Source organism: Rhizobium sp. BK176 (assembly GCF_024808055.1).
In genome coordinates this window covers 26522-51033 of record NZ_JANUBV010000003.1, presented here as the reverse complement: position 1 = coordinate 51033, position 24512 = coordinate 26522, and the positions used below count along the sequence as shown (strand labels likewise).

Here is a 24512-nt window from a genome sequence, read left to right as displayed (position 1 = left end):
TTCGCAAGTCTCTTCTCTGCCCCGACAACAGGGAAATTCTCGAAAAGTATGACCGATATACCCACGACGGAAAACGGCGTTAGCACCGAATATGGCGCAGACTCGATCAAGGTTCTGAAGGGCCTTGATGCGGTGCGCAAGCGCCCGGGTATGTATATCGGTGATACCGATGACGGCTCCGGCCTTCATCACATGGTTTATGAGGTCGTCGACAACGCGATCGACGAAGCTCTCGCCGGCCACGCCGATATCGTGACCGTGACGCTCAATCCCGACGGGTCGGTCACCGTCACCGACAACGGTCGCGGTATCCCGACGGACATTCATAGCGGCGAAGGCGTGTCGGCCGCTGAGGTCATCATGACGCAGCTGCACGCCGGCGGTAAGTTCGACCAGAATTCCTACAAGGTCTCCGGCGGTCTGCACGGCGTCGGCGTTTCCGTCGTCAACGCGCTTTCCGTCTGGCTGAGGCTGAAGATCCGCCGTCAGGGCAAGATCCATGAAATGAGCTTCACGCATGGCGTGGCCGACGCACCATTGAAGGTGATCGGAGACGCTGGCGATGAAACGGGTACGGAAGTCAGCTTCATGCCGAGTACCGAAACCTTTACGATGACCGAATTCGATTACGGCACGCTGGAGCATCGCCTACGCGAGCTCGCATTCCTGAACTCCGGTGTACGCATCCTGCTCAGCGATAAGCGCCATTCGGATATCAAGCAGGAAGAGATGATCTACGACGGCGGCCTGGAGGCCTTCGTTTCCTATCTCGACCGCGCCAAGAAGCCGCTAGTCGACAAGCCGGTGGCGATCCGCGGGGAGAAAGATGGGATTACCGTCGAGGTCGCGATGTGGTGGAACGACAGCTACCACGAGAACGTCTTGTGCTTCACCAACAACATCCCGCAGCGCGACGGTGGCACGCACATGGCCGGCTTCCGCGCCGCGCTGACCCGCCAGATCACCTCCTACGCCGATACGTCGGGGATCACAAAGAAGGAAAAGGTGACCCTGACTGGCGACGATTGCCGCGAAGGCCTGACGGCCGTTCTTTCCGTAAAGGTGCCGGATCCGAAGTTTTCGTCGCAAACCAAAGACAAGCTGGTTTCCTCGGAAGTTCGCCCCGTTGTCGAAAACCTCGTCAGCGAAGCGCTGAGCACGTGGCTCGAAGAGCATCCGTCGGAAGCCAAGGTGCTGGTCGGCAAGGTGGTCGAAGCCGCCGCGGCGCGCGAAGCTGCCCGTAAGGCGCGCGAACTCACCCGCCGCAAGGGTGCCCTCGACATTGCCTCTCTGCCCGGCAAGCTCGCCGATTGTTCCGAGCGTGATCCCGCCAAGTCCGAAGTCTTCCTCGTCGAGGGCGACTCGGCAGGTGGTTCGGCCAAGCAGGGGCGTTCGCGCGAAAACCAGGCTATCCTGCCGCTGCGCGGAAAGATCCTCAACGTCGAGCGTGCTCGCTTCGACAAGATGCTGTCCAGCCAGGAAATCGGTACGCTGATTACCGCGCTTGGCACCGGCATTGGCAAGGACGAGTTCAACGCGGAAAAGCTGCGCTACCACAAGATCATTATCATGACGGATGCTGACGTCGACGGCGCCCACATTCGTACTCTGCTTCTGACTTTCTTCTTCCGTCAGATGCCTGAGCTGATCGAGCGTGGTCACCTCTATATCGCTCAGCCGCCGCTCTATAAGGTATCGCGCGGCAAGTCGATCCAGTACCTGAAGAACGAGAAGGCCCTTGAGGATTATCTTATTGCCCAGGGCCTGGAAGATGCCGCCTTGAGGCTCGGCAGCGGTGAAGTGCGCACAGGGCAGGACGTTGGCGAGGTGATCAGCGACGCGTTGCGTCTTCGCGCGCTGCTCGACAACTTGCATTCGCGCTACAATCGCGCTGTCGTCGAACAGGCGGCGATCGCCGGCGCTCTGAACGCCGAAGCGGTCAGCGACCGCGGGAGAGCAGAACAGCTGGCTGGCGAAGTTGCCAGCAGGCTCGATCTGATTGCGGAAGACACCGAGCGGGGTTGGGAAGGGGGCGTGACCAGCGAAGGTGGCCTCAAGCTCGAGCGCATGGTGCGTGGCGTAAAGGAAGTCGTCGTCCTTGACATGGCCTTGATCGGCTCGCAGGACGCAAGGCTTATCGATCAGCTGTCGGCTCGGCTGAAGGAAATCTATCAGACACCTCCATCGCTCTCCCGGCGCGACGGCAACATGGAAATTTCCGGCCCCCGAGCACTTCTGGACGCGATTTTCGCAAGCGGTCGCAAGGGGTTGACGATGCAGCGTTACAAGGGTCTCGGCGAAATGAATGCCGAACAGCTCTGGGAAACGACGTTGGATCCGAACGTTCGTTCACTGCTCCAGGTCAAAGTTGCCGACGCTACGGATGCCGATGGCCTCTTCGCTCGCTTGATGGGTGACGAAGTCGAGCCGCGCAGGGAGTTCATCCAGGACAACGCACTCAGCGTCGCAAACCTCGATATCTAAGATATCGAAACCTCAGATTTGTATCCAAGGCCCCGCGCTTCAACGTGGGGTTTTGCTTTATAAATCCTAGTTCGCGATGAACTTGCCGCGGAAGGCGACCTCGGAAAGAGACTTGCGCTGGCTCGGAACTTCCCGCTCCTGGTTGCGCTCTGAAAGCACGCTCTTGTCGGCAAGGCGACCAACCGCTACGCCTGCCTCGACCCGGTAGCTCTCGGGAATCGAGAACGCCTTGTGGATTTCCTCGTGCTTGATGCCGCCCATGCCGTGGGCATAGAAGCCTGAAAGCCGGGCCTGCAGCGCGAGATAGCCCCAGGCGGTGCCGGCGTCGAACGAGTGCGTGTAGCTCTTCCTTCCTTCGGAAAAGTCGCCGTTGAAACTCCTTGAAACAACGTAGATGAGCGCCGAAGCGTTTTTCGCCCACTCCTGGTTCGACTCGACCAAGAGGTCGACGAACTTGCTCCAGTCCTCCGAGCCATTGAGTGCATAGACAAAACGCCAGGGTTGCTGATTGGCGGACGATGGTGCCCAATGCGCTGCGTCGAGAATTGTCAAAAGAACCGATTCATCAATCACTTCTCCGGTAAACGCGCGAGGCGACCAGCGATCGAGGAACAACGGGTCGATCGCATACTGGGATTCACGGCTATTGCTCTTTGTCATTGCGCTTCCGAGTGCGGTTTCTCACATATCCTAGTGGATGTTGAGTTTTTGGCAGAGAAGATACTTGCTGGCATGGGCGCTGGCGATAGTCGACCTTGCATATCAAGCTCCTTCCCGCTTGTCTTAGGCTTCATCAGAGGCGCTTGGCAAGCGATGGTCGCTTACTGGGAGAGCGCAAGTCTCTCTTGTCACTAGCTGCGCACGCGTCGCAAAGTGATGAAAGGAAACTGATCTTCTTGCAGGCGGGGCCTGGTCAAAGATTGATCGTCGGAAGGCTGGATCTACGGAAATTTTCTGGAGCTGCGTACCGCTTCGCCAAAAAGCCGTAATGACACCGGTGAATATGTCGTTCATAGGTGATCACGACGTCGCTTTTTCTGAGGAGGAATTTCATGAAGCTTATGCGTGTTGGAGAGACTGGCCATGAGAAGCCCGCCATGCTCGATTCCGATGGCAAGATCCGTGATCTTTCCGCGCATGTCGCGGATATTGGCGGCGAAGCGATCTCGCCCGAAGGCTTATCGAAGCTTCAGGCTATTGACCCGAAGAGCCTGCCGGAATTGGCACCCGGCCGCATCGGCGCCTGCGTTGCCGGAACCGGAAAGTTCATTTGCATCGGCCTGAATTTTTCCGATCATGCCGCGGAAACTGGCGCGACCGTCCCGCCGGAGCCCGTCATCTTCATGAAGGCAACGTCGGCAATCGTGGGGCCGAACGACAATGTCCTCATTCCGCGCGGCTCCGAGAAGACCGACTGGGAAGTGGAACTCGGCGTCGTCATCGGCAAAACGGCGAAGTATGTCAGTGAAGCCGATGCGCTTGATTACGTCGCCGGCTATTGTGTGTCCCACGACGTCTCCGAGCGGGCCTTCCAGACGGAGCGTGCCGGCCAATGGACCAAGGGCAAGTCGTGCGACACGTTTGGTCCGATCGGGCCCTGGCTCGTCACCAAGGACGAAATCGCGGATCCGCAAAACCTCGGGATGTGGCTGAAGGTCAATGGCGAAACCATGCAAAACGGCTCGTCGAAGACGATGGTTTATGGCGTTGCCTACGTGGTGTCCTATCTCAGCCAGTTCATGTCCCTGCATCCGGGCGATGTCATCTCGACTGGGACGCCTCCTGGCGTCGGCATGGGCATGAAGCCACCGCGGTTTCTTAAGTCCGGTGACGTCGTTGAGCTCGGTATCGAGGGTCTGGGCTCACAGAAGCAGACCTTCGCGGCTGACCGCTGAGACCCCATTCCGAGATCATTAAGCATTCGAGCGCACCATCATGCCGGGATAATTTTCCCGGCATTTCTTTTTGCGGTGCGGATGCCAATGTTGCTGCGCAACAAAAACCTGTTAATCTGCGTTGAGGTGCCAGCACGTCGTTGGAAAGAATCCGATGCCTTTTCAATCGGCGTCGTCTTCCAGATTAGAGAAAGGTGGCGCATCTCATGTTCTATCAGCTTTATGAATTGAACCATGCTGCATTGGCGCCTTATCGTGCTTTCGCCGATATCATGCGCATGGTCTATGCCAATCCGTTCAATCCCATTTCGCAGACGCCCTGGGGCCGCACTATGGCGGCAAGTCTCGAAATGTTCGAGCGCACAACGCGCCGCTACGGCAAACCCTCATTCGATCTGAAAGAGACCGTCATCGGCGACCGAAAGGTTGCTGTCCGAGAAGAGATTGTCTGGTCACGCCCCTTCTGCAGCCTACTCCATTTCGCCCGCAATGTTCCGAGTGGTCATGTGTCAGACCCGCGCATTCTCGTTGTTGCGCCGATGTCCGGGCACTATGCGACGCTGCTGCGCGGTACGGTTGAGGCGCTATTGCCAAATGCCGACATCTACATCACGGACTGGATGGATGCTCGCATGGTGCCGATGACGGAGGGCACCTTCGATTTCGATGATTACGTCGACTACGTCATCGAAATGCTGCGCTTCCTCGGTCCAGACACCCACGTCATCGCCGTCTGTCAGCCGTCCGTACCTGTACTGGCCGCGGCCGCGGTGATGGAGGCGGAAAACGATCCGTTTTCGCCGTCTTCGATGACATTGATGGGCGGACCGATTGATACGCGCATCAACCCGACGGCGGTAAACCAGCTAGCCAAGGAGCGGTCGCTGGAGTGGTTTGCCGACAACGTGATCATGAACGTGCCGTGGCCTCAGCCGGGCTTCATGCGCCCGGTCTATCCAGGATTCCTGCAGCTGTCCGGCTTCATGTCGATGAACCTCGATCGGCACGTGATCGCGCACAAGGAATTCTTCATGCATCTCGTGAAGAATGACGGCGAGCCGGCCGAGAAGCACCGTGATTTCTACGACGAATATCTGGCGGTCATGGATTTGACGGCCGAGTTCTACCTTCAGACGGTCGACCAGGTGTTCATCAAGCACGCGCTGCCGAAGGGCGAATTGGTCCACCGCGGCAAGCTTGTCGATCCCGCCGCGATCCGCAACGTTGCCCTTCTGACCGTAGAAGGCGAGAATGACGATATCTCGGGCGTTGGCCAAACTCAGGCTGCCCAGACCATCTGCATCAACATCCCCGACAGTATGCGCATGCACTACCTGCAGCCCGATGTCGGCCACTATGGAGTCTTTAACGGCTCGCGCTTCCGCCGCGAAATCGCTCCACGCATCGTCAATTTCGTCAGGGAACATGCGCGTACAGGAAAGCCTGCTGTAAAGCGGGTGATCAAAGGCGGTAAGTCCAGCTGAATTAGTGGATTCTGAATTAGTAATTGTATTTCAAGGTGTTGTGCGATTTAGACGTGCCCCGTCTTGAAGCTTCCTGGCCGTGTAACCACATCGATTCTAGCGCTCGGCATCTTGCCGGGCGCGGAAAATGCGAGGACACCGCACGATGAACCAGTCAGCATTGCTTCGCCCGGATTGGACTCCGGCTACCATTGCCCTGATGATCCTCGGCTTCGTGGTCTTCTGGCCTCTGGGTCTGGCCATGCTCGCCTACATCATCTTCGGGGAGCGTCTGCGCGGTTTCAAGCGCGACGCCAACAATGCCGCGGATGGATTCTTTGCCGGCTGCCGACGTTCGCATGGCCGCTATCGCCCGCATTTCTCGACGGGCAACGTCGCCTTCGACGACTGGCGGAAGGCCGAGCTCGACCGGCTCGAAGAAGAACGTCGCAAGTTGGATGAGATGCGCGAAGAGTTCGATTCCTACGTACGCGAACTGCGCCGCGCCAAGGACCAGGAAGAGTTCGACCGCTTCATGCGCGATCGCAAGAACGCCAAGCGTGACGATAATGGCCCGGTAGCAGAATACCAGACGCCGTAATTCCAGGACTGTTCAGCACTGAAACTTGAACCGGCATCGTTGATGCCGGCTTTTCTTTGTCTGCAGGACAGGCGAATCATATAGAAAGAACCCATGTTCCCGCTTCTCGCAAAGCCACGCCGCAGCGTTCGGAAGCCGGCTCCGCCGGAGACCCGAACGCTTGACGTGGCTGGCCGCCTGATGCCGCTGACGATCAAGCAACACGAGCGGGCGACCCGTATTACCCTGCGTATCGAGCCGGGTGGCCGGGCACTGAAGATGACGATCCCGAGTGGGTTAGCACCGCAGGAGGTGAATGCGTTCCTTGACCGTCATCAGGGCTGGCTGCTGACGAAGCTTGCCAAATTCTCCACTGATGGCTCTCTTCGTGACGGCGGCACTGTTCCTTTCCGCGGCGTGTCTCATCGCATTTACCATACGGGCAGCCTTCGCGGGCTGACGGAGGGCGTCGTCGTCGATGGCAAACCCGTGCTCAAGGTCAGCGGGATGCCCGAGCATGTCGGGCGACGCATTGCGGCTTTCCTGAAGAAGGAGGCGCGAGCCGATCTTGAGAGGTTGGCAACGCTGCACGCCCGATCAATCAATGCACCGATCAAGTCGATCGCCATGAAGGACACTCGCAGTCGATGGGGATCCTGCTCGTCCGAAGGCAATCTAAGCTTTTCCTGGCGCATCGTCATGGCGCCACCGTCGGTCGTTGACTATCTGGCGGCGCACGAAGTGGCCCATCTCAGGGAGATGAATCACGGACCGCGCTTCTGGGCGCTCTGCAAAAAGCTCTGCCCTCACATGGAAGAGGCAAAAGCCTGGTTGAAGCGTCACGGCAGCCAGCTTCACGCCATCGATTTTGATTGATCGAAGCCTCGAAAATTCAGCTTTTGTCGCGATTTGGCTCGACTCCAAGCGTATTTCGTGTCACTTCGCTGCCATGAAACCAGATATCAAAATCTGCGGGTTGAAGACAGCTGAAGCGATCGATCGCGCCTTGGCAAGGGGCGCCACGCATATCGGCTTCATTTTCTTCGAGAAGAGCCCACGCTACATCGAGCCGGATATCGCCGGCAGGCTTGCAGAGCCGGCTCGCGGCAAGGCCAAGATCGTTGCCGTCACCGTAAATCCGAGCAACGACGATCTCGATGAGATCGTGGCGCTGTTGAAGCCGGATATTCTCCAGCTGCACGGCGACGAGAGCCCTGAGCGCGTATTGACCATAAAGGCGGTGTATGGACTGCCGGTCATGAAGGCTTTCTCCGTGCGGACGGCCGACGACTTAAAGCGGGTCGAGGCTTACATTGGCATTGCCGATCGTTTCCTGTTCGACGCCAAGCCCCCGAAGGGATCCGATTTGCCCGGTGGCAACGGGGTTTCCTTCGATTGGAGCTTGCTCTCTTGGCTTGACGACAATGTGGATTACATGCTTTCCGGTGGCTTGAACAAAGCCAACATTGCCGAGGCGCTCGCCATGACCAAGGCGCCCGGGATCGATGCGTCTTCCGGCGTCGAAAGCGCGCCGGGCGTCAAGGATGTGGCAATGATCGATGAGTTTTTCGATGCGGTCGCGTGGGCCTGCCAGCCCGAAGCGGCCTCAGGGAGTTGAGAGTGAACCAGACGCCAAAACCGAATTCCTTCCGTTCCGGCCCTGATGAAGACGGCCGTTTCGGTATTTACGGCGGCCGCTTCGTCGCCGAGACGCTGATGCCTTTGATCCTCGACCTTCAGGACGAGTGGAACAAGGCAAAGGACGATCCGGAATTCCAGGCGGAGCTGAAACAGCTTGGTACCCACTACATCGGCCGCCCAAGCCCGCTCTATTTCGCTGAGCGCCTCACGGCCGAACTCGGCGGCGCGAAGATCTACTTCAAGCGCGAAGAGCTGAACCACACCGGTTCGCACAAGATCAACAACTGCATCGGCCAGATCCTGCTCGCCAAGCGTATGGGCAAGACCCGCATCATCGCGGAAACCGGTGCCGGTCAGCACGGCGTTGCCTCCGCAACGGTTGCCGCCCGCTTCGGGTTCCCTTGCGTCGTTTACATGGGCGCAACCGACGTTGAGCGTCAGGCGCCGAACGTGTTTCGCATGAAGCTGCTTGGCGCCGAGGTGAAGCCAGTCACGGCCGGCCATGGCACGCTCAAGGACGCCATGAACGAGGCGCTGCGTGACTGGGTCACCAACGTCGATGATACCTATTACCTGATCGGCACGGCTGCCGGCCCGCATCCCTATCCGGAAATGGTCCGTGACTTCCAGGCAGTCATCGGCACCGAAGCTCGTGAGCAGATTTTGGAGGCCGAAGGGCGCTTGCCGGATCTCGTTATCGCCGCCGTCGGCGGGGGCTCCAATGCGATCGGCATCTTTCATCCGTTCCTCGACGATGAGAGCGTCAAGATCGTCGGCGTCGAAGCGGGCGGCAAGGGCCTCAATGGCGATGAGCACTGCGCCTCGATCACCGCAGGCTCGCCCGGCGTCTTGCATGGCAACCGCACCTACCTACTGCAGGATAGCGACGGCCAGATCAAGGAAGGCCATTCGATTTCGGCTGGCCTCGACTATCCAGGCATTGGCCCGGAGCATTCCTACTTGAATGACATCGGCCGTGTTGAATACGTTCCGATCATGGACCATGAGGCGCTCGAAGCCTTCCAGACGCTCACCCGCCTCGAAGGCATTATTCCGGCGCTCGAGCCGTCGCACGCGCTGGCGGAAGTCATCAAGCGCGCCCCGAAGATGGGCAAGGACGAGGTCATCCTGATGAATCTCTCCGGCCGCGGCGATAAGGACATCTTCACTGTCGGCAAGATTCTGGGAATGGGTGAGTAAGTCATGACCGCACGTATGGACAAACGCTTCGCCGATTTGAAGGCGGAAGGCCGGCCGGCACTCGTCACCTATTTTATGGGCGGCGATCCCGACTACGAAACCTCGCTCGGCATCATGAAGGCCTTGCCGGAGGCGGGCTCCGATGTCATCGAGCTCGGCATGCCCTTCTCCGATCCGATGGCCGATGGCCCGGTGATCCAGATGGCTGGCCAGCGCGCTCTGAAGGGCGGTCAGACCCTAAAGAAGACACTGCAGCTTGCAGCCGATTTCCGCAAAGCCGATGACGCAACGCCGATCGTATTGATGGGGTACTATAACCCGATTTATATCTATGGCGTGGACAAGTTCGTCGATGATGCGCTGGCTGCCGGCATCGATGGCCTCATCATCGTTGATCTTCCGCCGGAGATGGATGACGAACTCTGCATCCCCGCCCTCAAGAAGGGGATTAATTTCATTCGCCTGGCAACGCCGACGACGGATGAAAAGCGCCTGCCGACCGTTCTCAAGAACACATCGGGCTTCGTCTATTACGTGTCGATGACCGGTATCACCGGCTCGGCGCTACCGGATACATCTCTCGTCTCCGGCGCCGTCAAGCGCATCAAGCAGCATACCGACCTGCCGGTTTGCGTTGGCTTCGGCGTCAAGACCGCCGACCATGCGAAGGTCATCGGCAGCTCGGCCGATGGCGTCGTCGTCGGCACCGCAATCGTCAATCAGGTGGCAGCAAGCCTCACTAAGGATGGGAAGGCAACCGCCGATACCGTCCAGGCCGTCGCCACGCTTGTTCGTGGACTGTCAACGGGGACACGTTCGGCGCGCCTTGTTGCTGCCGAATAGTTTCCCCACATTGGCAATAGTCAATCAGGAGTTTTCGACTTGAACTGGATCACCAACTACGTCCGCCCCCGCATCAATTCCATGCTGGGCCGCCGCGAAGTGCCGGAGAACCTCTGGATCAAGTGCCCGGAAACGGGTGAAATGGTCTTCCATAAAGATCTGGAGAGCAACAAGTGGGTCATTCCGGCGTCCGGCTATCACATGAAGATGCCGGCAAAGGCTCGTCTTGCCGATCTTTTCGATGACGGCGCCTACGAAGCGCTCGTCCAGCCGAAGGTCGCACAGGATCCGCTGAAGTTTCGCGATTCCAAGAAATACACGGACCGCCTGAAGGACAGCCGCGTTAAGACCGAGCAGGAAGACACGATCGTTGCCGGCGTCGGCAAGGTTCGTGGCCTGAAGCTCGTCGCCGTCGTTCACGAGTTCAACTTCATGGGCGGTTCGCTCGGCATTGCCGCCGGCGAGGCAATCGTGAAGGCCTTCGAACGCGCCATTGCGGAGAAGTGCCCGCTGGTTATGTTCCCGGCCTCGGGCGGTGCTCGCATGCAGGAGGGCATCCTGTCGCTCATGCAGCTGCCACGCACGACCGTTGCCGTCGACATGCTGAAGGAAGCGGGGCTGCCCTACATCGTCGTTTTGACGAACCCGACCACGGGTGGCGTTACGGCGTCTTACGCGATGCTCGGAGATCTGCACCTGGCAGAGCCCGGCGCGGAAATTTGCTTTGCCGGCAAGCGCGTCATCGAGCAGACGATCCGCGAAAAGCTGCCGGAAGGCTTCCAGACGTCGGAATACCTGCTGGAACACGGCATGGTCGACATGGTGGTCAAGCGCCACGATATTCCGGATACGCTGGCTCGCGTCTTGAAGATCCTGACCAAGAAGCCTGCAGCAAACCTCAACAAGGAAAGCGGGACGCTCGCGATCGCCGCGAGCGCCTGAGCCGACTAGGCGGGTCGCGCGATGATACCAAGGGGCCAAGCCGCAGTGAGCGAAGCAGCACAGGAAATCGATAAGCTGATGGGATTGCATCCCAAGGGCTTCGATCTATCCCTTGACCGCATTACCCGGCTTCTTTCCGTTCTCGGTGATCCGCAGAAAAAGCTGCCGCCCGTCATTCACGTGGCGGGCACGAACGGCAAGGGCTCGGTAACTGCCTTTTGCCGGGCTTTGCTGGAAGCCGGCGGCTACAGCGCCCACGTCCATACCTCTCCGCATTTGGTCAACTGGCACGAGCGCTATAGGATCGGTGTCAAAGGCAGCCGCGGCCAGCTGGTCGATGATGCGGTTTTCGCCGAGGCTGTGCGACGCGTCGCAGCAGCCAATGATGGTCAGAAGATCACTGTTTTTGAGATCCTGACCGCCGTCACCTTCATCCTTTTTTCCGAGCATCCGGCGGACGCGGCTATCATCGAGGTCGGCCTCGGGGGCCGTTTCGATGCGACCAACGTGATTTCCGACCCCGCCGTCTCCGTCATCATGCCGATTTCGCTGGACCATCAGCCTTATCTCGGCGATCGCGTCGAACTGATTGCGGCCGAAAAGGCAGGCATCATGAAGCGCCGTTGCCCGGTCGTTATCGGCAAGCAGGAGTATGATGCCGCGCTCGACGTCCTGATGTCGACTGCGGAGCGACTGAATTGCCCGACGGCCGTCTTCGGCCAGGACTATATGGCACATGAGGAATATGGACGCCTCGTCTATCAGGACGAGTTTGGCCTCGCCGACCTGCCGTTGCCGCGTCTTCCGGGTCGCCACCAGTATGCCAATGCTGCGGCAGCGATCCGCGCCGTCAAGGCTGCCGGCTTCACGGTTACCGAGACCATGATGGAAAAGGCGCTGCTGTCGGTCGAGTGGCCGGGTCGCCTTCAGCGACTGAACGACGGGCATTTGATGGCCAGTGCCCCGGCCAAGGCGGAAATCTGGGTCGATGGCGGCCACAATCCTGGCGCTGGGGAAGTCATCGCCGAAGCCATGGCGAATTTCGAGGAAAAGCAGTCACGGCCGCTGTTCCTGATCATTGGGATGATCAACACCAAGGATCCGGTCGGCTACTTCAAGGCTTTCAAGGGACTTGCCGAAAAGGTCTATTGCGTGCCGATCCGTGGCAGCGACTCGATGATTGACCCGGTTATCCTGGCAAACGCCGCATATGATGCGGGCCTCGTCGCGGAGCCGATGTCGACTGTCAGCGACGCGTTGGAAGCAGTCAAGGAAGGCGCCTTCGAACAGGCCCACCCGCCACGCATCCTGATCGGCGGTTCTCTTTATCTCGTCGGCGATGTGCTTGCCGACAACGGCACACCCCCGAAATGAAAAAAGCCCGGTCAAATGCCGGGCTTCTTCTTATCTGCTGATAGGAAATGCTTAAGCGGCGCTTGAGATCCAGCTCGAAAGAGCGGTCTTCGGGGCAGCGCCAACCTTGATGTCAGCAACTTCGCCGGCCTTGAACATGGCGAGCGTCGGAATGGAGCGGACGCCGAACTGAGCGGCCAGTTCCGGGTTCTCATCGATGTTGAGCTTGGCGACCTTCACCTTGCCCTGAAACTCCACAGCGAGTTCTTCGAGGCTGGGGGCGATCATCTTGCACGGGCCGCACCATTCAGCCCAGAAATCGACGACGACGGGTTCTGCGGATTCCAGAACTTCCGACTGGAAGTTGTTGATATCGACTTTTACGGTAGCCATAGGCTGCTCCTTTACGGATTCCTGTTGAAACACATGTGAGCGTGCGGTGCGGGAATTTCAATGCCCGGTATTTCACTTTGTTTCGAGCTGCGCAAGCGCCGACGCCAATGCATCGGGCGTCAGGGTGTGAACGGAACCATTCTCGGTGTAAACCAGCACGCAATCGATGCGTTTGCCGGGATAGAGCGGCGCCAGGATTTCACGATAAATTGCAAGCTGAGCTTTGTGGGAAAAGGGAATCGTCTCTGCCGTCTGTGGCGGAACGCGATTGGTCTTGTAGTCGAGCACCACCACCCGATCCTCGAAGACTGCCATTCGGTCAACGCGGCCGGAAACGGCGTGGTCGAGTCCGGCGATCGTCAGGGTGCCCATGACCGCGACTTCCGCCTGCGCGTGAGTTGAGAACACGGCCTTCAGATCGGGATCCCCTAATAGTTTCAGGACCGAATCTACGAGTCGCCGACGCTCGCTCTCCGGCCAGAAGCGCGCAGCGCGCTCGACGTAGCGCGCTGCTGCATCGGCCTGCTCGCCGCGCGGCAGATCCGGCAGCGTCTGCAACAGGCGGTGTAGGAGCCGCCCTTTTTGCAGGGAGCGATCCGGTTTGCCCTTTTCGTCAAAGAGCGGGGAGGCGACCAGAAGATCATCAGCACCATCGTCCACGATGGTCCCGACGCCGGAAGGGCTGAGCGGTCGGGGCAACTGTCTTCGCGGCGGCAGCGGCTTTGCCAGGCTCGGGGGGATATTCTCCGGCCTTGCGGCCTGTTCGGTGCGTACCAACCGTTCGAACCTGCGCTCAATTCGGGGCACGCGCCATTCGATACCGGCCCAGGTGCCGTCCGGTCCGGAGAATGTCGCAGCGGAGACATGCGGATGACTGTCCGTCATCGCTGTCGAGATCATTGCATGCCAGGTATCGGTGTTCGGACGAATGCCCCGGTAACCGCAAACGATTAGGCGATCCGCAGCTCGCGTCATCGCCACATAGAGTAGCCGGCGATATTCCTGTTCCGCGAGCGATTGGAGGCGCGCCGCGTCAATTTGGGTGAGCGAGTTGCTGAGATCGCCGAGCGGAACCCAGGCTGGCATCGGCGGTTCGCCATGCTCCTGTTCAAGAAGCCGAAGCTTGGGCATGTGCGAGTGTATGAAGGCCTTTGATCCGCCGTCAACGAGGAACACGATCGGCGCCTCCAGACCTTTTGAAGCGTGGACGGTCATGATCCGGACTTCGTTCCGCCCCTTGTCCTGCTCGCGCTTAACCTCCGGCGCCTCAATTTCGAGCGTCGAAATGAAGGACTGCAGGCCGGGCAGGCCCGAGTTCTCGTGATCGAGCGCGAATGTCAGGAACTCGTCGAGAATGTCGCTTACCTCGGTTCCGAGGCGGGCAAGGAACTGTCGTCGGCCATCGTGGCATCCCAACACGCGCGCGTAGAAATCGTGAACCGACAGCGCTTTCGATTCATCGAGGAAGAGTTTGAGACGTAAAACCGCCGCTTCGAAGCGCGAATTGCCATCGGCGGCGAACTTCTGCGCGTGAGACCAGGCGCTCTCGCCCTCCGCACGAAGGGCGGCAACTGCAAAGACGTCGTCCTCGCTCAGATCGAGAAGCGGGCTCTTCATCAGCGCGGCCAACGAGAGATCATCTTCCGGCAACAGCAGAAAGCGGCCGAGAGCCACCAAGTCCTGCACCGCGATGTGGCTCGTCAGGCGCAGGCGGTCAGCACCGGCGACCGGTATGTCGCCGCGGCGCTTTAGGGCGCGTGTCAGCGCGTTGACGAAGGCATCGCGCTTGCGTACGAGCACGAGGATATCGCCGGCGTCGATCAGTCGCTCTTTACCCTTCTCGACGATCGTTTCCTTGCCAACCAGATTGCCAATCGTGTTGGCGATGCGACGCGCAAGAATGGACGCTGGCGCGCTCTCCGGTGTAGCGTCAAAGGGTGCGGTCCAGTCTTCCTCCTTTATCGTCGCCTCCGGCGCCACCATCTCCCAGAGGTCGACCGCGCCGGGGTTGCCGATACGGTTGGAACGGTGAACCACTGGTTCGCCTGTCGCACTCAGCCCACGGGCATTCTCAGCTGGCGTGAAAATGTGATCAACAGCGGCAAGGACGTCCGAGGTTGAGCGGAAGGACAGCGGTAACCGCACCGTCGAGAAAGCAAGTCCGCTCTGGGAAACGCGCCGGCGCGTCTGTTGGCTTTCTTCGGAAAAGCGCTCGGGGCGGGCACCCTGGAACGAGTAGATAGACTGCTTTTCGTCACCAACGGCAAACAGGGTCCGCACGGCGGTGCGGGCGCTTTCGCCCGAAAAGAAATCCTCGGCTAGCGACTGGATGACGCTCCATTGGATCGGGCTGGTATCCTGTGCTTCGTCGACGAGAATATGGTCGATGCCCTGGTCGAGCTTGTAGTGGATCCACGGGCCAACGTCGCTCTTGTTCAACAGCTCTGCAGTCCGCGTTATCAGATCCTCGAAGTCGAGTTGGCTACGATGTCTCTTGAGGTCGTCGTAATCCTTGTTGAGACGGTCGGCGAGGACCAGCGCGGCGCGGGTGGCCTCGTACATGCGCACGGTTTTCAATCGATCCCGGCACGATACGACGTGCGCTCGTGCCGTTGCGACGGCATCAACGAGTTCTGGCGCCTCGTTCAACATCGCCTTCACGAAAAACTGTGAATCCGCCTTTGGCTCTCCCTTTCCCGTAAGGAAGACTTTCTCCAGCAGCAAAGCACGCCGCGCATAGTCGCGTTCGCGTGAGGCTGACCGCAAGGCGGCTGCAATGACATGTGCTTTGGCCCCGCCCTTCTGGTCCGCAAGGTTTAGATACTGGTCAAGCACGCCGCCACGCAGCCCGGCGAGTGGCCAATAGGCCTCGGCAATGCCAACCGTAGTGTCATTTTCGGAGAGGGAGAGCTTCGTGCGCAGCACGGCTTCGATGCCGCCCCGACGCTCGGCATCCTGGGTAAACGCTCGGATCGCATTGCGGTTGGCGATGATCTCCCCGAGAAGGTTTTCGAGGCCTGACTCATCGCCGAGATTGAGCACATAGGCGAAGGCTTCCGCGAGCGCTGGGTCATCCTCTGGTGTCGTTGCCGTGAGCAGTGATCGACGCGCGTCCGAAAGAAGCGTCGCGGCCGCTCGATCGTCGAGCACGGAAAAATGCCCGGCCACGTTCGCTTCCAGGGGAAACTGATGCAACAGCGCCTCGCAGAATGCATGGATGGTCTGGATCTTCAGTCCACCCGGGGTCTCGAGCGCTTTGGCAAAGAGCCGCCTCGCCTCCGCAAGCTTTGCAGGCTCGGGTGTCCTGCCTTCGATCCGCGCAATGCGCTCTTCAAGCTCCACATCGGTCAAAACGGCCCATTCGGCGAGCCTTTCGAACACTCGGTTCGACATTTCGGATGCTGCCGCCTTCGTATAGGTCAGGCAGAGAATCGCCGACGGGCGCGCCCCGGCCAATAGTAGTCGGATGACGCGCTGCGTCAGGACATGTGTCTTCCCGGAACCCGCATTGGCCGAAACCCAGGCAGAGCGTTGAGGGTCGGATGCGATGGACTGTTGGATGGTCGTCCAACTCGTCCAGGCAACGGGATCGTCGCCCTCGGGCAATGTTGTTTCATCATTCATCGCCGGTTGCCTCGTCGCTCTCCGCCGCTGACCACTCCGAGACGCGGGCCAGATGATCGTAGTCGCCACCAAAGTCGAATTGCTGTGCCGGCAGAAGCCGGGACGTAAAGCCCTTTTCACCCGACTGCAGAAGCGAGACAAACTTTATGAGCTGATCGATCGACTCGACCGCCAGATCCATAGCCGACTTTGTCTTGTCGTTCCTCGTCGACGTCTCGTTGTTGACGGCATCGACCTGGAAACGATCGCCCGGGCGAAGTCGCACATAGAGAAGATTCTGCGGAACGAGACTGCCGGCGTCCCGGAAGGCGCCGGCGTGAAGCGCAGCGGCCTCCAGCGCCAACTGGGGATCGAGAAGGGCGCGAGCTTGAGACGCAGAAGGATTGTATCCGGTCTTGTAGTCGATGATATCGGCAGCTCCCGTCCCCGTGATGTCTATCCGGTCGGCGATACCGCTGAGCCTGAGATTGATTTGCTCCAACTCGACGCCGCCGCGCACTTCCGTCAGCGTCTTTCGGATATCCGGCCGTCGTCGTGCCTCCCAATCAAGAAAGGCGCGGGCAACCTCGCGAAAGCGCGGGCGCCAGACAATGTCGATGTGTGCGGGCAGTTGTTCGGTGTCGAACAACTCCGCCAGAATGACCTCCATCGCCGTTTCCGCCGCGGGTGTTCCGGCGATGTGACCTTCGCGGATGAAGCGATCGATGATCTTGTGATAGAGCGTTCCTCGTTCGGCGGCACCCGGATCCCGGTTGAAGGGTGCAACAGGGTCGAGCCGCAGAATCCGGCGTGCGTATATCGCATAGGGGTCACGACGAAGCCGCCCCACCTCACTGAACGAATAGGACTTCGGCTGCATTTCCTGTGGTGGCGTTGGGCTTGGGCGTTGTGCCGGTGCCTGGCGATCGCCCTGATCGATCAGATTCGCCCAATGCACAAAATGGTCTCCACGACCCTTCAGCTCTGCCTCGAACTCCTTCCCGCCAAACGCGAGCAGTCGCTGCAGCCACCGCGACGCAACAGTTGGCGTCGAACCTTGCCTGAGCGCCCGCGAATAGATGAGATGACGCGTGCCGTTGGCCATTTCGAAGTCGTGCGCCAGTTGGCCAATCCGTCGCTCCGGCGGTTCGAGCCCGATCTCGGTCTTCATGGTGCGGGAAACAAAGGGATTGTTGGACGTTTGCCCCGGCCACGACCCTTCGTTCAGCCCTCCGAGGATGAGCGTGTCTACGCTCTGCAGGCGAGCCTCCAGCGTGCCGAAGATGAACAGCCTTGGATGACTTAGCGCCCGCGGCTTTGCTGCCTGGCCTGCGAGAAGCGCTGCGGCAATATCGATCCATTGCGGCCCGTCGGCGTTGATCCGTCCTTCGGTTTCAATAACCTCGCCAAGCATTGACGCCAGCGTGTCGCCCGCTTCCCCCGACCAGAGCCCGGCAAGGTCACCGCGATCGTCGCCGGCCACGGCCTCCAGGGCGCGCCCGGTGCGCTTCGCCCATTCGGAAAGGGCAAAGCTGGTGGTCAGTCCTCGCTCTTCGGGTAGGCTTCGAACGAGCGCCGAGGCGAGCGGTTCGGTGGCTTCGGCAATGCGACGGGCAAGGGCACGGGCGTGATCGACTGCACCGGCGGGGAGCGCCTTTCGCCATTGCGGCGCGTGACGATCCTGGGACTGCTTGGACAGCTGCTGCTCGAAAAGCGGTTCGAGCGCAGAGATGTCGACCTCGGCTACGCCACCCCGGAGCGCAAGAAGCTCCAGTGCCGCGACGGCTTCGACAAGCGCGCTACGCTCCAGCCCAAAGCGGGCCAATGGATGCTTGAGCAGCCCGACGATGGCGACCGGATCACCGGGGCGAAGCGTTGCTTCGAGCAGCAACTGCAGCAATGTTCCCTGTGGTGTTGCGGAAAGCGGCGTGCCGGCAGAATCATCCGCAACGATGCCAAAACGCGCGAGTTCGGTGCTAACGCGTCGGGCGAGGTTTCGATCGGGCGTGATCAATGCCGCCCGGCTCTCGCCGTCTTTGCCGGGCCGTTCGAGTGCCAAACGCAGGGCGATCGCGATCGCGGTCGCTTCCTCTCGCTCGTTGCCTGCCTCGATCAACGAGACATCGGCAAACGCTATCGAGATGGCCGTGGCGGGTAGCTTCGCCTTCCAGCTTCCCCAGTCACTGGTGGCCTCGGCAGGGGCGAGCGCATGCGACAGGATTTCAGCGCGGCGCTGCAGTTCCTCTGGTGGCTCTGCAAGCGGCACAACGTCCTCGCGCATCAGTTTCAGTCGCTTCAGCAACTGGGCTAGGCCGTATTGTGAGTGACTGCGGCTCGCGGGATCCGCTGGCTTCCGATCGTCCGGTGCCGCCATTCGCCAGTGCTCATCCGGCATCCCGAGGTCGAGGCCCGGTAGTACGATCACGCCTTCCCGAAGGGCGGCGACCGCCGCGATAAGGTCGGCCGTCGCCGGCACCGAACCGGTGGATCCCGCAATGATGATGGGTCCCATCGGTCGGGTTGTCGCAAGACGATTCGCCTCCGCCCGAAGGATGGCGTTTCGATGCCGCGCCGGCGACGACTTGCCAAGCTCGTTCAGCCTCTCCGGCCAGAAGGTGCTGGCGATCTGCAGAAATTCGGCCGTCAGTTGCCACCAAAGCGAATAATCCTTGGCATTCAATCGGGACAGCTCGCTCCAATCCCGATCCTCGGTTTCGATCGCATCGATGAGTTCCGCAAGGTTCCGCGCAAGCCAGATGGCGTCGGCGGGACTTGCCGGCGCAACGAGTGGCGAATCGGAATGGATGCTGCGGACAATTTCCGGGAGTTTGTTTCGCCAGGCGAGGATGAGGCGGGCGAGTTCCAGCAGCCGGGCGGTATTCGAGAGCGGCTGGGCAAGATCCAAGGTCGCCGGTAAGGCCTCGTCGAAATAGCCGCTGTCGTCATCGGTTTCGCCGAGTGGGCGGATGACCGGTAGGATCGCAGATCGACCGCCTAGCAGGTCGACGAATTCCGAGCGAAGCACACGTGCCGCACGCCTCGTCGGCAGATAGATCGTGGTTTTAGAAAGCGATAGAGGATCGTCGGGATCATACCGGAATTGCGGTGTCAGCCGGCCGTCACAAAGGCTTTCGGCAAGGGTCCTCAGAAAAGGAAGCCCCGCGGGGATGGTTAAGACCCTCGGCCGGTGATGCTCGGCCATCCGTCATGCAAACGTCCGGTATCGCCGGATCGTTTCCTCCGCCTCGCCGATCGCTTCGGGTGTCCCGACTGTGAGCCAGTGTCCTTCGAGCACCGTACCATAGAGCCGGCCTTGGGAGATCGCCTTGTCGAAATATAGATTGAGGTTGAAGGCATCGGCTGGAGCGTCGTCCAGGAACGACGTGTTCATGGCAATAGCGCCGGCGTAAACGACCGGACCCGGCCCGGACTCAGCAAAACGCGTCAACCGGCCATCCCGGGCCATGTTGAAATCGTTCTTGCCGTTGTGGCCGGTTGTATCTTCCAGCTTCACGCAGAGCATCGCCATATCCATGCTTTCCGGTCGGAAGAATCCGGCTAAGCGTGTTAGGTTGCTCGGAACGTTTGGGCGTTCCCCGATCCAGAAGAGGTCGGCATTCGTGACGAAAACCTCGCCGGGAACGAGCAGCTTTAGGCCCTTTGCAAGCCCACCGCCGTTGTTCATCAGCTTCTCGCGCTCGTCGGAGATAATGATCTCGAGGTTTCGGTATGAAGCCAGATGAGCCAGCATCTGGTCTGCGTGGTGATGAACATTGACCACGACCTTTTCGACTCCGGCTTCGGCAAGTGAGTCCAGCGCGTAGTCGATCATCGCCTTGCCGTCGATCTTCACGAGCGGCTTCGGGATAGTGTCAGTAATTGGCCGCATGCGGGTCCCAAGACCTGCAGCGAGAACCATGGCTTGCTTGATACTCATCTGATCCGAGAAATTATGATTCGCTTGGTACTATTCCAGCCCTTACGCACCAGTCGCGCAAGGGGGCAAGCGCTTCATGCTTCAGCGCAACGGAAAGATAGGACAGGGTGCGCGGCATATGTTTCATATAGCCAGGCTTTCCGTCTCGTTGCATCAAGCGAACCCACAGGCCGACAAGCTTGCAGTTGCGCTGCGCCGACATGATCGACCAGCTCCTCAGGAAGCGGACTTCATCGAAGCTGCCCTCTACTCTGCGCAGTGATAGATAGTCGTCCATCAATTGCTGGAAAAGATCCGGAGAGATCGTGACACGTGCATCCTGCACTATAGAAGCAAGGTCATAGGCCGTCGGGCCGATCATTGCGTCCTGGAAATCAATCAGTCCAACTCGCTCAATGCCTGTCTCGTTCTCTCGCCAGATGATGTTGGGTGAGTGAAAATCGCGCAGGAGAAGGCTCTTTTCCGCCGTGTCCAATTCGTCGATCAGCCTATCCCAGATGGCAAGATATTCGTCCCGCTCGGCATCACTGGCTGCGATGCCCCCACGCTTCCAGGGCAGGTACCAATCGAGAACGAGGCGCACCTCCATCTTCATCGCCGTTCGGTCGAAATCCGGGATGTGATGGACATGGTTGACCGCGACGCGGATGTCCTGCGGGATTGTCAGCGAATGGAGGTGTGCAAGGCAGGCGACGCTTGCCCGGTAACGATCGACGTTAGGTTGGCCCTTCGCGTCGAGAACGCCGTCCGCGCCAAGGTCTTCCAGAAGCAGAATGCCCTGATCGTAATCGACATTGTAGACTTCGGGTGCTGCAAAACCCTGCCGCCTGAGCACATTGGCAATGGCAACGAAAGGATAGGCATTTTCCGCGATATGCGCGACCTTTGGATATGGCTTGCCATCCAGGACCGGGGGCCCCTCCGGCAGCGGCGGCCAGTCCATCAGCACGCGTCGCTTCGCGTCATCGGCATAGATGGCCTCGTAGGCACGGAGTGACGCATCTCCTGTCAGGAAACGACGCTTTGCGCCGGAGTATCCTGCGTTATCAAGGAAATCGCGTATTGCAAGGACGCGGTGGATTCGTGCGGCCTGCTTTTCCGGCGCAACGATGGTTGCCCGTCGACCTGCACCCTCGTGCTCCAGCGTCAGCATAATCCGGTCTGCCGGCAGCTCGCCGGCGGCCATCTCGGGCCATTCCACGAGGCAGATGCCGTCCTGGAGCGCCTCATCGAAGCCAAGTTCGGTCAGCTCGGCCGGATCGCCAAGACGGTACAGATCGAAATGCGCGACCGGAATGCGCAGGTCATACGTTTGCACAAGCGTGAAGGTGGGGCTCGGCACCTCGAGCTCGTCGTCATCCGCCATGGCCCGCAGAAATGCGCGGGCAAGCGACGATTTCCCCGCGCCAAGATCGCCGGACAGCGCAAGGCAATCGCCTGGCTTCAAGGCCAGCGCCAAATCTTCGCCAAAGCGGATCGTTTCCGCCTCATCCTTGAGGAAGAGGGAAATGACGGGAGCCATCATTCGGCTGCGACGGACGTCGGAAGATCGACCGAAGGAATCCGGCAGGTCACGATCGTGCCCTTGCCCGGTTGGCTGTCGATGGTGACCGTCCCGTGGTGAAGACTGACGAAACTGTCGACGATCGAAAGCCCAAGGCCGGCGCCGCCCCTCTTGCCATTTGTTGCGCCGGTGGCGAATCGGTCGAACACATTGGCGATCATATCCTGCGAAATGCCAGGGCCACGATCACTGACGGCAAAGACGAAATCCATGCCCTCACGCTTGCATTCAAGCGAGATTGACGACCCTTCCGGCGAGAAGTTGGCGGCATTGGAAAGCAGCTTCACGAGGATCTGCTTCAGCCTTTGCGGGTCAGCAACGATCGAGCCCAGATGTGCGGGAGCCGTAATCTCCAGTGTTACGCCGCTTTCCTGCAGCCTGTCGGCAATCTGCATCGACACGTCGTCAAGCAGGTCGCCAAGATCAATCGCCGAATAGTTGAGCCGCATGATTCCGGCGTCGACGGTGGCTAGATCGAGGATATCGTTGACCAGCGTCAGCAATACCGAAGAGGACGTCGAAATATGATCGATATATTCGGCCTGCCGGTCGTTCAGCGGTCCGAGCCCCGGCGTGCGCAGCAGATCGGTGAAGCCGATGATGTTGGTAAGCGGCGAGCGTAGCTCGTAGGAAACATGCTGGACGAAGTCGTTCTTAAGCTCGTCCGCCTTGCGCAGCGCCTCGTTCTTTTCCGTCAGGGCGCGCTCGGCACGGACGCTGTCGGTCATGTTGACGAAGGTCAGCATCGTCTGCGCGTTCGGCAACGGAATGACTGCATAGTCGAGCACGAGGCCTGAAAATAGTTCGAGTGTCCCCTGGCTGGAACGGCGCTCGTCGTCGAAGCTGGTGATCAACTCGCCAAAGGTCTTCCATCCGTCCGGACGGTCATAGGACTGAGAGCACGACTCGCCAAGGGCACGGATGTGCGTGCCCGCCTTCGCCTCGGCCTCGGTAACTCCCCAGAGTGCACGGAAAGCGGGATTCGAGAGGCGAATGCGCCCGTCGGGCCCAAAGACCGCCACACCTTCTGATAGATGGTCGATCGTCTCGCCCTGTACCTTGAGAAGCGTATTGTAGCGTGTTTCGAGGTCGACCTGTTCTGTGAGGTTCTCGAATACCCAGGTCGCACCACCCTGAGGATGTGCTGTTGCAAAGACCCGCAACGTCTGGCCGTTCGGCAGGTGCCAGAGGTCAGGTTGGGTATCGAGCGCACGGTAGACCGAAAGCGCGGCTTCCTTCCAGGATTTCCAGTTGAGTTGATCAGGCAGCTTCTTGGCAGCCCTCAGGCGCTCCAGCAGTTCTGCGTTGTCTGGGCGGCTCTCGAGGAACGCGATATCGAATTCCCAGAGGGAGACGAAAGCCTGATTATAGAATTGCAGCCGACGGTCACCGTCGAAGATCGCGACAGGCGTTGCGAGGTGGTCGAGTGTTTCGGCGTGGCTCTTTAGCGTGCGCTCGAGCTCGGCGCGAACAGCTTCGATGCCGGAAACGTCGACAGCGATCCCGGCGGAGCCGTTAGGGACCTTTACATCGACGACGTCGAAGAACGTTCGGTTGCCGGACACCACGGTGGAGATCTTGTCGTGGAATGGCGACTCAGTTGTCGCCGTCGCGCGGATCCGCTCACGGGCAACGGTTGTTAGAAACTCACGACCCTCATTGACGGCCTGCTCCGGCGTGGTTGCCTCGACGGCCTCGCCGTAGGCCTGATTAACCCAGGTCAGTCGGCCTTCGGTATCACGCTGCCAGGCTGGAAGGTCGATTGCATCGAGCATGCTCTGGAATGCCGAGATCGAGGACAATAGTCTGTCCCGTTCGATCTTCAGTTCGGCAAGCTCGGCCCGTAGATTGTTCAGCGCGACAAAGCGGACGAATGCACGTCCGCCCGAAACTCGGCCCTGCGCCTCGAGGATTTCTTCGCGATGGGTTTCGACAACCATGTCGAAGCTGTGGGCCGATCCGCGCAGGCGATCGATCGCACGCTCAAGCTCAGACGCCGACCGCGGCTTCAACCACAATCCGAAGGCCAGGAATTCGCTGTCCTGCGGCGCGCCGGTTTCGGCCGGCAGCTGACCGATCAGTTCAGGACGCTCGCCGCCATCCCAGATGACGATCCGACGGTTCTTGTCCGCAATCAGGGCCTGATACTGCGAAATACGCTGTTGCGCGTCAGAGAGGGCCGAGCGGATTTCACGGCTTTCGCTTTCGAGGTTTCCGCGCTGGCGCACAACCCAAAGGGTCGAAAGCAGCGCGGCCGAAATCACGCCGATCACCACGGAGAGACCAACAACCTGCGATGAGGTGAAAAGATGCGCCGCTGCAACAGTCTCGGCCTCGACCTGTGCGAAAACCGGCCGCGCAGTCGATGCGATGGCCGTGCCAGCGGCAAAAATCCGTGCCACGCGAGACACGATGCCGGTGCTGACAGGTTTCCGTTCGCCCGAATGGACCGGGCAGTGGTCAGCGTAGGCGCCAACCTCTGCCTGTTCGACCAGGCTGTGCATCATTTCCGACATGCGCGGTATGTCTCCGTCCTTTAATGTGCCGCATCACGACAAGACATCCCATTTTCGAAGCAAACGGACACGTCCGTGGCTACGAATCGAGTGTTAAA

The 24512-nt window shown here is 59.7% G+C and carries 17 protein-coding genes; 10 read left to right on the top strand and 7 right to left on the bottom strand.

All coding sequences use genetic code 11. The annotated features are described in order from the left end of the window. Positions 1-48: 48 nt before the first annotated feature. Positions 49-2484 (top strand): DNA topoisomerase (ATP-hydrolyzing) subunit B, encoded by a 2436-nt coding sequence (gene gyrB / locus FHT76_RS13015; protein ID WP_183864401.1) that lies wholly within the window; start codon positions 49-51, stop codon positions 2482-2484. 66 nt (positions 2485-2550) lie between these two features. Here the strand turns inward: gyrB and FHT76_RS13010 are convergent, their stop codons facing one another. Next, on the bottom strand, positions 2551-3144 hold the full coding sequence (locus FHT76_RS13010; protein WP_183864402.1) for a nitroreductase family protein: 594 nt from the start codon (positions 3142-3144) through the stop codon (positions 2551-2553). 392 nt (positions 3145-3536) lie between these two features. On the opposite strand from FHT76_RS13010, the gene FHT76_RS13005 reads away from it, so the two are divergent. The 9 genes from FHT76_RS13005 to FHT76_RS12965 all read left to right on the top strand — a co-directional run bounded on the left by FHT76_RS13005 (position 3537) and on the right by FHT76_RS12965 (position 12422). Then, positions 3537-4379, top strand: coding sequence for a fumarylacetoacetate hydrolase family protein (locus FHT76_RS13005; protein WP_183864403.1), 843 nt, complete (start codon positions 3537-3539; stop codon positions 4377-4379). A 206-nt stretch (positions 4380-4585) separates the two neighbouring features. Next, positions 4586-5863: a polyhydroxyalkanoate depolymerase gene (locus tag FHT76_RS13000; protein ID WP_183864404.1), complete on the top strand. Its 1278-nt coding sequence runs from the start codon at positions 4586-4588 to the stop codon at positions 5861-5863. Between the two features lie 145 nt (positions 5864-6008). Continuing rightward, positions 6009-6443, top strand: coding sequence for a DUF2852 domain-containing protein (locus FHT76_RS12995; protein ID WP_114714233.1), 435 nt, complete (start codon positions 6009-6011; stop codon positions 6441-6443). Positions 6444-6536: 93 nt separating this feature from the next. Then, positions 6537-7298: a M48 family metallopeptidase gene (locus FHT76_RS12990; protein WP_183864405.1), complete on the top strand. Its 762-nt coding sequence runs from the start codon at positions 6537-6539 to the stop codon at positions 7296-7298. Positions 7299-7371: 73 nt separating this feature from the next. Next, entirely contained in the window at positions 7372-8040 is a 669-nt protein-coding gene (locus tag FHT76_RS12985) for a phosphoribosylanthranilate isomerase (protein ID WP_183864406.1), read from the top strand. Positions 8041-8042: 2 nt separating this feature from the next. After that, positions 8043-9263 carry a tryptophan synthase subunit beta gene (gene trpB / locus FHT76_RS12980; RefSeq protein WP_183864407.1) on the top strand — a complete coding sequence of 407 codons (1221 nt, stop codon included), beginning with the start codon at positions 8043-8045 and terminating at the stop codon, positions 9261-9263. Between the two features lie 3 nt (positions 9264-9266). Next, positions 9267-10106 (top strand): tryptophan synthase subunit alpha, encoded by an 840-nt coding sequence (gene trpA, locus FHT76_RS12975; RefSeq protein ID WP_183864408.1) that lies wholly within the window; start codon positions 9267-9269, stop codon positions 10104-10106. Positions 10107-10145: 39 nt separating this feature from the next. Next, on the top strand, positions 10146-11048 hold the full coding sequence (accD, locus tag FHT76_RS12970) for an acetyl-CoA carboxylase, carboxyltransferase subunit beta (protein WP_016556872.1): 903 nt from the start codon (positions 10146-10148) through the stop codon (positions 11046-11048). Between the two features lie 21 nt (positions 11049-11069). Continuing rightward, a complete protein-coding gene (locus FHT76_RS12965) occupies positions 11070-12422 on the top strand; it encodes a folylpolyglutamate synthase/dihydrofolate synthase family protein (RefSeq protein WP_183864409.1) in 1353 nt (450 codons plus the stop codon). Between the two features lie 51 nt (positions 12423-12473). Here the strand turns inward: FHT76_RS12965 and trxA are convergent, their stop codons facing one another. From trxA to FHT76_RS12935, 6 genes are all read right to left on the bottom strand, one after another. Continuing rightward, positions 12474-12794, bottom strand: a complete 321-nt coding sequence (trxA, locus tag FHT76_RS12960; RefSeq protein WP_007528746.1) for a thioredoxin — start codon at positions 12792-12794, stop codon at positions 12474-12476. 72 nt (positions 12795-12866) lie between these two features. Next, complete coding sequence (gene addA, locus FHT76_RS12955) at positions 12867-16418, bottom strand: double-strand break repair helicase AddA (RefSeq protein WP_183864410.1); 3552 nt, start codon at positions 16416-16418, stop codon at positions 12867-12869. After that, entirely contained in the window at positions 16411-19599 is a 3189-nt protein-coding gene (addB, locus tag FHT76_RS12950; protein WP_183864411.1) for a double-strand break repair protein AddB, read from the bottom strand. Before addB ends, addA begins: the two co-directional genes overlap by 8 nt. Before the next feature lie 3 nt (positions 19600-19602). Continuing rightward, a complete protein-coding gene (locus FHT76_RS12945; RefSeq protein WP_183754851.1) occupies positions 19603-20334 on the bottom strand; it encodes a nucleotidyltransferase family protein in 732 nt (243 codons plus the stop codon). 13 nt (positions 20335-20347) lie between these two features. Then, positions 20348-21859, bottom strand: coding sequence for a tRNA (adenosine(37)-N6)-threonylcarbamoyltransferase complex ATPase subunit type 1 TsaE (gene tsaE, locus FHT76_RS12940; protein ID WP_259185618.1), 1512 nt, complete (start codon positions 21857-21859; stop codon positions 20348-20350). Continuing rightward, positions 21856-24414, bottom strand: a complete 2559-nt coding sequence (locus FHT76_RS12935) for a PAS domain-containing sensor histidine kinase (protein WP_183864413.1) — start codon at positions 24412-24414, stop codon at positions 21856-21858. Before FHT76_RS12935 ends, tsaE begins: the two co-directional genes overlap by 4 nt. Positions 24415-24512: the final 98 nt, after the last annotated feature.